We start from the raw sequence: 9704 nt of genomic DNA, 5'->3' as shown, positions 1-9704 counted from the left end.
TAAAAACAAAATTAACAAAGGTATCATTGCTGATTTAAGTGTCTAAAGAGAACTTTAGCAGGTCTCTATTGGTGTCGAATTAAAAAAATAAAACAAAACACATATGAAAATAACATTTTACGGTCATGCTTCTTTGGGAATAACAGTTGGTGGAAAAAACATAATTGTAGATCCTTATATTTCTGCTAATCCAAATGCTGCACATATTAACATTGATACCTTACAGGCAGATTATATTTTAGTGACACATGCACACGGAGATCATATCCTGGATGTCGAAGCAATTGCTGAACGAACCAATGCGGTTATTGTTTCTAATGCTGAAATAGCAGGTTATTATTGTCAAAAAGGATTTCAAACGCATCCCATGAATCAAGGCGGTAGCTGGAATTTTGACTTTGGAAAATTGAAATACGTAAATGCGTGTCATTCCAGTTCTTTTCCTGACGGAAGTTACGGAGGGAATCCCGGAGGTTTCGTTATTGAAGGCGAGCATAAAAATGTATACATCGCTGGAGATACGGCCCTTACTATGGATATGAAGCTTATTCCTATGCGCACTAAGCTGGATTTGGCAATTCTGCCAATAGGAGATAATTTTACCATGGATGTTGAAGACGCCATTGTTGCTTCGGATTTCCTGGATTGCGATAAAATTTTAGGATACCATTACGATACTTTTGGTTATATCGAAATCGATCATGAAGACGCCATTCGAAAATTTTTTAACAAAGGAAAAGATTTAATGTTGCTTGAGATAGGAAGTTCTATCGAATTATAAACTTTTATTTGGAGCGTGCCGGCAGCTATTTATAATGATTTTTTATCGGTTAAAAAAGACTGGTAAAAAGCAGTTGTATGGGCGTTCGGACTAAAAAATGTTAACCAGGAAAATGAACATTCAAAAAATAATTTTAATAGTGCTAGCGGCGGTTTCATTCCAGTCCGTTTTTTCTCAAAAAGATGGTTATTGGGACAAAGCCCGTGCAACAACTGAAGAAATTTCAGTTTCCGCCAGGGATAGAATCGTATTAAAAACACAAGATTTTCCTGAAGGAACCACTGAGGTGGTATACAGGATAACGCTTTTGGATAAAAATCAGCAAATGGCAGGTAGTTTGGTTTCTGTTTTAAAAGCTATTCCTGATCCTACTGGAATCAGTCAGGGTTCGGCAGGAGCGGTTTTTATTTTATCTAAGATTTCGGGAGATGATAAATGTAAGTATGCCGTTTTCTCGAGTGCGGACTTGGCTGCAAAATACAAAGAAAACGGAAAAACAGCCGATGCATGTTTGGTTCAGGATAAGCCAATTAGCAAAGATGCAAAACGACTCTCTGTTGATAAATCGTCTTGCATGAAATTTAATTCGGGGAATTTATGGTTTGGTTTTGAAAGTAAAAACTGGATTATGAATCAAAAAATAATTCTGGAAGTTGTGCCATGGGTTGATAATAAACTCAGTCGTGGTTGGACTCTTGAAAACAGAAAGTCAATCATTGATCAATGTAAGACCTCTAATTTGGCTCAAAAAATGACCAATTCAGATGATTTTTGTGTTTGTATTCTTGATAAAATTCAGTCTAGGTATAAGTTTAAGGAGTTTCAGAAATTATTGGCTGTAGAGCGCTCTAAAGCTTTCAAAGATTTTGGCAATAGTTGTTTTGGTGAGACAAGTCTTGCTAAAGAAGTTTATGATGATTTGCGTAAGCAATCCGTTGTATTGGCAAAGCAAGGAAAGCAAGGTGAGGTGATTGCAAAATTGACAACTATAATTAATGATGGAAAAGCAACTGCTTTGGATTACAATGCAATAGGGAGCAGTTATATTTTGACTAAACAATACGGAAAAGCCATTAAATTTCTGAAAGAAGGGGAGAAGCTTGATGATTCGGAGTTGTTGATAAAGCTGAATTTGGCGCACGCTTATTTGCTGAATGATAATTACGCGTCGGCAAAAACCGTTTATAAAGAATATCAATCGCAAAACGTAACTGATAGTTTGAGTTGGGTTCAAAAAGTAAAACAGGATTTTGTCACTTTCAAAAAGGCAGGGATTTCTTCAAATGATTTTGAAAGGATTTTAAAAGTACTTCAATAATTATCAATTTTATTTTGAAAGCAACATACCACAAATACATTCTTAATTTTAAACAGCCATCAGGTACTTCCCGTGGGGTAATAACCGAAAAAGAAACTTGGTTTATTGTCTTGAAACACGACGGTAAAAAAGGAATAGGTGAATGCGGAATACTTCGTGGATTGAGTGTTGATGACCGACCTGATTACGAGGAAAAATTACAATGGACTTGCGCTAATATCCATCTGGGGAAAGAGCAGCTTTGGGAAGCGTTATTGGAGTTTCCGTCAATACAATTTGGGGTGGAGATGGCCTTCCTGTCTTTGGAGAGTAAAATTCCTTTTTTGCTCTTTCCTTCGGACTTTACAAAAGGAACAAAATCCATTGTGATAAATGGTTTGGTTTGGATGGGCGAGGAGTCGTTTATGAAGCGACAAGTCGAGGAGAAATTAGCGGCTGGTTTTCGATGTATTAAGCTTAAAATTGGAGCGATAGATTTCGAGAAAGAACTGCGTTTATTGCGATTTATTCGGGAATATTTTGGTCCGGAACAAGTGGAAATTCGTGTTGATGCAAATGGTTCTTTTAGTGAAAATTTAGCTTTACATAAATTAACGCAATTATCTGAATTTAAACTACATAGTATTGAGCAACCGATACAAAAAAATCATACTGACAGTATGGCAGAGCTCTGTAAAACCACTCCTTTCCCTATCGCTTTGGATGAAGAGTTGATTGGTGTGTTTACGGTAGGTGAAAAAGAGCAGCTATTGCAAAAAATCAGACCACAATACATCATTTTGAAACCTAGTTTTGTGGGTGGTTTCAGAGGTACGCAAGAATGGATTATATTGGCTGAAAAGTATAAAATCGGCTGGTGGATTACCTCTGCTTTGGAGAGTAATATTGGATTGAACGCCATTGCACAATGGACTTTTTTGCAGCATAATGTGATGCCTCAGGGTTTAGGAACGGGCGCACTTTATACCAATAATTTTGACTGCCCGCTGGTAGTTTTAGAAGGGCAATTGTGGTATAAAGAAGAGTTGGATTGGACGTTTGATTTTGACCTTTTGAAGTAGATTATTTGGTATGTTTCTTTTGCTCGCCATCTCCCAATAAAACGGAGAGTGTCTTTAGGCTTGGCGTGCGCTCTGCAATCAATTTTACGATACTGATGAATGGAATAAACAAAATCATTCCCGCAGCACCCCATAAAATGCCCCCTGCAATTACTACAATAATGATGACAAGTGTATTTATTTTCAAACGACTTCCTACCGCAAAAGGAAATATAATATAAGCTTCCAGTGCTTGAACAATAGAAAAGACCACAATAACGCCCAATGGATACCAGATTGAATTATAAGTAATCCAGGAAACAGCAATGGGTAAGAGCGAGGATATCATTATTCCAACATAAGGGATGAAAGTTAGGATTGACGCTATAAAACCAAATAGGAATGGGTGTGGTACCCCAACAATCAGTAGTCCGATACTGTTTAATAGTCCAACTATTAAATAAACTAATAGCATCCCTTTGATAAAATTGTAATAGGCATGAATGGTTTCAATAAGGATTTCGTGAATAGTGTTTTTTCGCTCCGGAGGAAAAAGTTCATACAACGCATTGGATAACAGGTGGCGATGAAAGAGTATCAATGCCGAAAAAACTGGAATCATTAATAGAAAAAATAAGGATTCAGATACGGAATAAGCAGTATTTCGTAATACTGAAAATGCTTGTGAACCGGAGTTGTTGAGCGTATTGTTGATAAAATCCAATTGTTTTTCCGTACTAATGTCAAATCGTTCCGTAACAAAAAGGCTTAATTGATTTATTGTTTCTGTAAGTTTGGCCCTCAAAGATTGCCATTCTTGAAGGAATTCTGAAAGCTGTGCGAATAATAAATAAACAATAGCCCCTGCCAAAAGTGTCACTCCCAGAATGGAAATAACAATTGCAATTCCCTTGTCAAGCCCTTTTTTTTCCATCCATTTACAAATTGGATAGAGAATAAAGCCAATGAGTAATGCAAAGCTTAACGGAATAAATAGTGTTCTGCCAAAATATAGAATTAGAGAAGCCAGCACGACGATCTGGAGAATTTCTAAAACAGAGTATTTTCTCCTGGATTGAAATGGAACGGGTGCCTTAGAAGATGGTATCATACAAATAGTTTATTGTAACCGTTATTTCTTACTCTTCTTTACTTTTAATTGCGATTAAAGTATAAATTAAAACGTGTAATGATCTAGTAAATTGCTTGTGATGCAAATGTTTTAAGATTGTAATAAACGCCTGTGGTAGCTAATTTGTCCCAGATGATAGGCTAGGTGCGTCGTCAAATGAATCAGCATAAATTCGGTTGACGTCTTGTTTTCAAAAACTAAAATTGGAAATTCCATTTTTAATTCTTCTTCCGATATGTTGTTTAATGCATTGTTAACGACAACAATGGTTTCTTCGATTTTTGATACTAAAGCTGTTCTAGGAATATCCTTCATAGAAAATTCAAGTGCTCTGTTTCTGACATAACCGGTTTTTCCAAATTCGGCGCCAATATAAGTATTTAGATTTCCCACTAAATGCAAACAAAGAGTACCGGCTGAATTGGTTATTCCTTCCTGGATTTTCCAAATGTCATTTTCATTTTGGTATAATCCAATTTCAACTTTTAGCTGATTTAAGTCTCGGTTGAATAGCATTTTTAAAGTGTCAGCTAGCATCTTTTGTTTGTTTGTACTCCTTTAATGAAAGTAGTGCTTTTTGTTGTATTTTTTTTTGGAAATAGCCGGTCCATCCAAATAAATAACCTGTAATTCCTAATGCCTGCTTAGACCATCTCCAGATATCAAAATCATCGGTATGTTTGATAATTAACCCATCTTTAAACTGAAATTGAGCATGGATATCGTTTACAACTTTTCTGTTCGTTTTGCTAAAGTTATACGTGGCTGTCCATTTAACAGAACCAATATATTCATCCGCTTTTATTTCTGAGAATTCAATTTTTATATTTCCCTTGCTTTTTTTTATCAGCATTTTCCACATTTCACAAACATCATTTTCTTTTAATAAATCAAACACAGGATCCCGAAACTGAATCTTTTGATGATAGCATTTGCACATTGTTGACGCATCGGCATTCGCAAAAGCAGTGTAGAATTTGATAAGGGTGTTCTCGTTTGGAGTCATATATGCATAAAGTGAATAGTAAAAATAATAATTTTTTTGTTAAAATTTAAGTTTTAAAAAGTTATATGGAAAAAATAAATTTCATTTATTCCTAATTTGGACAAATCAGTAGTGCTGAAAAGTTCTGATTCGTTGCTTTGTATTCATCGCTGTGGATTTTAAATTTTAAACAAAAAAAGAGGATAGACTTTTAAGTTTCTATCCTCTGTAATTATTTATTAAAAATGTATTCTTTATTATTTTGACCTATTTAGCTGGAATAATATCAATTACTACTGTACGGTTGTAAAAACGTTCTTCTGGAGTTTTGTTTTCAAAAGGAGATTTGTTTTCATCCTCACCATATCCAAGTACTTCAAATTTCACGTCGTTTCTGTCCGTTTTAGACAACCCATTTTGAAGAATGCTTTTCACATCGTTTGCACGAGCAAGTGATAAATCTTGATTGTGAACTTCTTCACCAATAATATCCGTATGGCCATGAATAATAACTGTTGCGCCAACAGGAATTTTCGGAGCTACTACATCAGTAAGGTATTTTTCATAGATGTTAATCGCTTTAGATTTATTAAACTCATAAATAATACTGTATCTCAGCCCTTCTTCCATTTTTGCAGGAGTCCAAAGTACCATATGTACTGGAGTTTCTTTTTCAACAATTTTACCACTTTTCGTTTGACCGATCATTTTCACTTTGTAATCCCCTTCTGGACGGTTACCTAAAATTGATTTTCCAGGAATACTAACTTCTTCCTGAGTATAAGGTCCAAAAGACTGTACTTTTCCTTGTTCGTCAGCTATTTGTAAAGACCATGAAGATAATGCTTCACCGGCTCCTTTGTTATTGAAGGTAACATAACTTTCAACGGGAGCTTCTTGTAACGGAACAATTTGTACGGGTTTCAATTGGGCGTCAGGACCACTTTGAAATTCCATCAATAAATCTGGAGAATTACTTTCGATAGAAACTCTGCGATCTCCTTCACGAAGCAATTCTAATTCTAATGTCGCACCAGGTTGTTCTGATGGGATGTTAGGTTTGTCTTGACCTTTTGTTATAATTCTGGAAGGATTTATTGCAAATACATTTACCAAATAGGTTTTGATCGATTCTGCCATTGCAAGACCATCTGCAGGACCTTTCTCAGAGGAACCTACCAAAGTAATGCTTGAAGATGGATTTTTTTGCATACGATCTCCAAGAATGTTTAGCACATTATAGTAAACAATCATTTGACGTTTGGAACGATCTGACAAGTTTTTTGGAGCAAATACTTCCAACTGATCTTCTTTAAAGTCTTTTACCTGATCTTTCGTTAGTGTAACATAACGATTTGGGATTTCCGTAGATCCAGTATTGAAGAATACATAGTTTCTAAGAGGGAATATTTCACTCATTCTTCTTTCTCCAGGAGTATTAGCAGGAGAATTTACAGAAAACTGAACTTCGCGATCTGGTAAAACATCTGTCGATTCTTGAATATTACGTCCTTGTCCAAGTTTAAGTGCAACTCCCGCTCTAATTGTAGTTATATTCCATGTTTCTGTTGAACGTGGATTTTGACCAAAATAAGGTTGAAAAGAAACAAAAGGAGACAATACAAACTGTGTCTTGTTGCTATCTGAAGAAAGCGGAATATCATATCCTGCACCAATTTGCATTGATAGTATAGTTTTTTCAATCTCACTAAATTCCCCCGTTACAGCAGCACTAGGTGCCTGATCAGGAAATGCCGGATTGATACCTAATTGATAAGTGAACGATTTGTCTAAGTTGAAAGCCAAACGTGGACCTCCATAAAGATAAAAATTAGATTTGAAAGGAGCAAAGCGCACGCTTGGTTCGACAGTGATGTAACTTAGGTCAGTAGACAAATCTGCTGGACAATCACAGGCTGTTTTTACTTGGTCAAAAGAACCTTTACGGCTATCATATCCTGCTTGTAGCATAAAACCCCATCTTGAATCAGCAGGACGGTATTCTAAAAGTGGTGCTATGAAAAGTCCAACACCATCTCCTTCATGAAACGTAGCCGGAGGCGTAAAACCAGCATTCAACTGGTGCGTAGAACCCTCGTAAAAATTGAAATTAGCTCCACCAGCAACACCAAAGAACCAAGAAGGTTTTGTGTATTTAATTGCTTGTGCTTCTTGTGCCTGAACTGGTGATTGAACACTTAACCATGTTAAAGATACTACTAAAAGACTTTTGATGGGTAAGTTATTAGGGGACCAAGCTTGGCGTAATCCCTTTTTTAAATTAGTTTTAATGTTCATATTTTTTTATTTTGATTGTTTCATTTTTTAATAAATCCCGCCCTAAGACGGGATAAAATTGTTTGGTTGTAAAACCTATGTTGTATCAGATACCTATTCAGGTACGTTAATGATCGTATTTACCATAGTAACTGAAGAAACTAATGAAATAGCCTTACCATTTAATACTGTTTGAACAGTAGTATTTGTGTTATTTGCGGGAGAGGACAATGTTACTCCAGAATTAGCGATAATGATTCCTACCATAGTTCCACCACCTGCGTAGTTAATTACTGCAGTACTACCAACATGCCAGTATACATTTTTAGGATTACCTACACCGTTTAAAAATTTAACGCTGCTTGGTGCTGAATCACCTACCGTTAAAGCAGATGCTGTTTGGAAAATCCAAACTGCATTAGGATCTCCTTTAGCATCTAAAGTTAAATCACCATTTGTTATCTTAAAAGTTCCACTTGCAGATTTATAGATACCTTCAGCTAATGTTAATCCACCTAGTTCACCTGCTCCTGGATCAACTCCTCCTGGTTTTGAAGCCGGAGAAATGCTTAGATAAGCAGCAGTTGCATCAATTAATCCTTGAGTTGCTTCTGACCCTGACGTATATATTCCGCCTTTAGCAAGTCCTTCATTAGATCCTGTTATGGTGTATGGGATATTTGTTTTACCATCACGGAACCCGGTTACCAAAGTAGGTGCCGCAGTAGTACCTATTCTTCCACTGTTTACAGTATTAATTACGGTGTAAATTCCTTGATTCGTAATTCCGGCATTTCCTCCAAAAACTCCGAAAAATAAATTGTTAGCAGCTACTGGAGCTGGAGTAACAATTGCAACATTCACTGTTGTGAAATCCCATACATAGTTGTTCGCTAAAGGAATACCTAATGCACTTTTAGCTCCAGTTGTAATGGTAGCAGTATAGACAAGTCCTGAGATAAGAGGGCTAGCTGGATTAAATGAAGCAGTAGTCCCAACGTACGTAACTACACCTGGTATTACTGTTGTTCCTTGTTTCAAAGTAAAAGTAGTTGCATTTATCGTCAAAGGATCCATTGCAAGACTAAAGTCAGCAGTAAGTGTTTTATTTAGGTTAACTCCTGTAGCATTATCAAGAGGATCTGTTGCAGTTACCGTTGGAGTAATGGCAGTTGTAAAACTAGACTGGTAATTCCCAGCTAATGGTGTCCCTTGTAGTAGACTTTTTGCTCCATTAGTTATGGTAATGGTATAGATTGTATTCGCTGTTAATGGATTCGTTGGAGTAAATGTTACTGTTGATCCGGTATAAGTAATTACTCCGGCAACCGTGTTCGTTCCCTGTTTTACAGTAAAGGTTGAATTATTTATTGTCAAAGGATCCATTGGTACACTGAATGTTGCGGTAATGATTTTATTAAGAGCAACGTTTATTTCATTGTTTGTTGGATCTGTACTAATCACGACAGGCACTATAATCATACCAGTAGCAAATGTCCAAACATAATCCGTTTGAAGTGCATTACCCATTACATCTTTTACTCCTGTTGTAATTCTGGCAGTGTACGTTGTATTAGGCCTAAGCGGGCTTGCTGGAGTAAATGTAACTGTTGTTCCACTATAGGTGACAGCACCAGCAACAGCTGTTCCACTAGCTTCTGTAACAATAACAGTAGATTGGTTAATCGTTGCTGCATCCATCTCTTCATTGAAAGTTGCAGAGATTATCTGGTTAAATGGAACGCCTAAAGCGCCATTAGCAGGAATTGTCGATGATACAACCGGACATACGCCTTCGATTTCTTCAAAATCGTCTTTTGCGCAACCAGAAATTAGTGCAATAATCAGTATTGCAAAGGTTAACAGTAAATTTTTAGCTTTCATTTTATTGATTTTAGGGGATTAAGTATTTTGTAAAGCAAATATTGCTTTGTTATTAGCAAGAAGTGTTACATAATTAAAAATGGAAGTTGTAAGATTCACTTATTTGAAATGTTAATGATTTCTATATGTCATTAGTAATCAAATTGTTATGTATATAGTTGTGTTAACAAAATGTTATAGCAATTATTATGGGCTCTAAAATGTTGAAAAAAAACAAAAGTTTGTGAAGAAATGAATATAATAGTATTTCGATTGAAGAAAAAAAGGGCATCTTAAAATTGAAGTGG

The 9704-nt window shown here is 36.0% G+C and carries 8 protein-coding genes; 3 read left to right on the top strand and 5 right to left on the bottom strand.

From position 1 onward, the window contains the following. The first annotated feature begins 103 nt into the window (after positions 1-103). The 3 genes from ACNQGN_RS11515 (at position 104) to ACNQGN_RS11505 (ending at position 3160) form a co-directional block, all read left to right on the top strand. The gene (locus tag ACNQGN_RS11515; protein WP_417987976.1) at positions 104-781 is read left to right on the top strand and encodes a metal-dependent hydrolase; all 678 of its coding nucleotides are present in this window, start codon (positions 104-106) and stop codon (positions 779-781) included. 112 nt (positions 782-893) lie between these two features. Beyond that, positions 894-2099, top strand: coding sequence for a tetratricopeptide repeat protein (locus ACNQGN_RS11510; protein WP_417987975.1), 1206 nt, complete (start codon positions 894-896; stop codon positions 2097-2099). A gap of 14 nt (positions 2100-2113) precedes the next feature. After that, entirely contained in the window at positions 2114-3160 is a 1047-nt protein-coding gene (locus ACNQGN_RS11505; RefSeq protein ID WP_417987974.1) for an o-succinylbenzoate synthase, read from the top strand. A 1-nt stretch (position 3161) separates the two neighbouring features. On the opposite strand, the gene ACNQGN_RS11500 is transcribed toward ACNQGN_RS11505, so the two are convergent. The 5 genes from ACNQGN_RS11500 to ACNQGN_RS11480 form a co-directional block, all read right to left on the bottom strand. After that, positions 3162-4250, bottom strand: a complete 1089-nt coding sequence (locus ACNQGN_RS11500; protein WP_417987973.1) for an AI-2E family transporter — start codon at positions 4248-4250, stop codon at positions 3162-3164. Between the two features lie 111 nt (positions 4251-4361). Next, the gene (locus ACNQGN_RS11495) at positions 4362-4808 is read right to left on the bottom strand and encodes a DUF1572 family protein (RefSeq protein ID WP_417987972.1); all 447 of its coding nucleotides are present in this window, start codon (positions 4806-4808) and stop codon (positions 4362-4364) included. Next, complete coding sequence (locus ACNQGN_RS11490; protein WP_417987971.1) at positions 4798-5277, bottom strand: nuclear transport factor 2 family protein; 480 nt, start codon at positions 5275-5277, stop codon at positions 4798-4800. Before ACNQGN_RS11490 ends, ACNQGN_RS11495 begins: the two co-directional genes overlap by 11 nt. 246 nt (positions 5278-5523) lie before the next feature. Continuing rightward, positions 5524-7554 (bottom strand): OmpA family protein, encoded by a 2031-nt coding sequence (locus tag ACNQGN_RS11485; protein WP_417987970.1) that lies wholly within the window; start codon positions 7552-7554, stop codon positions 5524-5526. A gap of 93 nt (positions 7555-7647) precedes the next feature. Beyond that, the gene (locus ACNQGN_RS11480; RefSeq protein WP_417987969.1) at positions 7648-9417 is read right to left on the bottom strand and encodes an Ig-like domain-containing protein; all 1770 of its coding nucleotides are present in this window, start codon (positions 9415-9417) and stop codon (positions 7648-7650) included. Positions 9418-9704: the final 287 nt, after the last annotated feature.

The sequence above is a fragment of the Flavobacterium rhamnosi genome (genome assembly GCF_048286515.1).
GTDB lineage: Bacteria > Bacteroidota > Bacteroidia > Flavobacteriales > Flavobacteriaceae > Flavobacterium.
The sequence above is the reverse complement of the archived record's forward strand: the minus strand, read 5'-3'. Positions and strand labels throughout refer to the sequence as shown.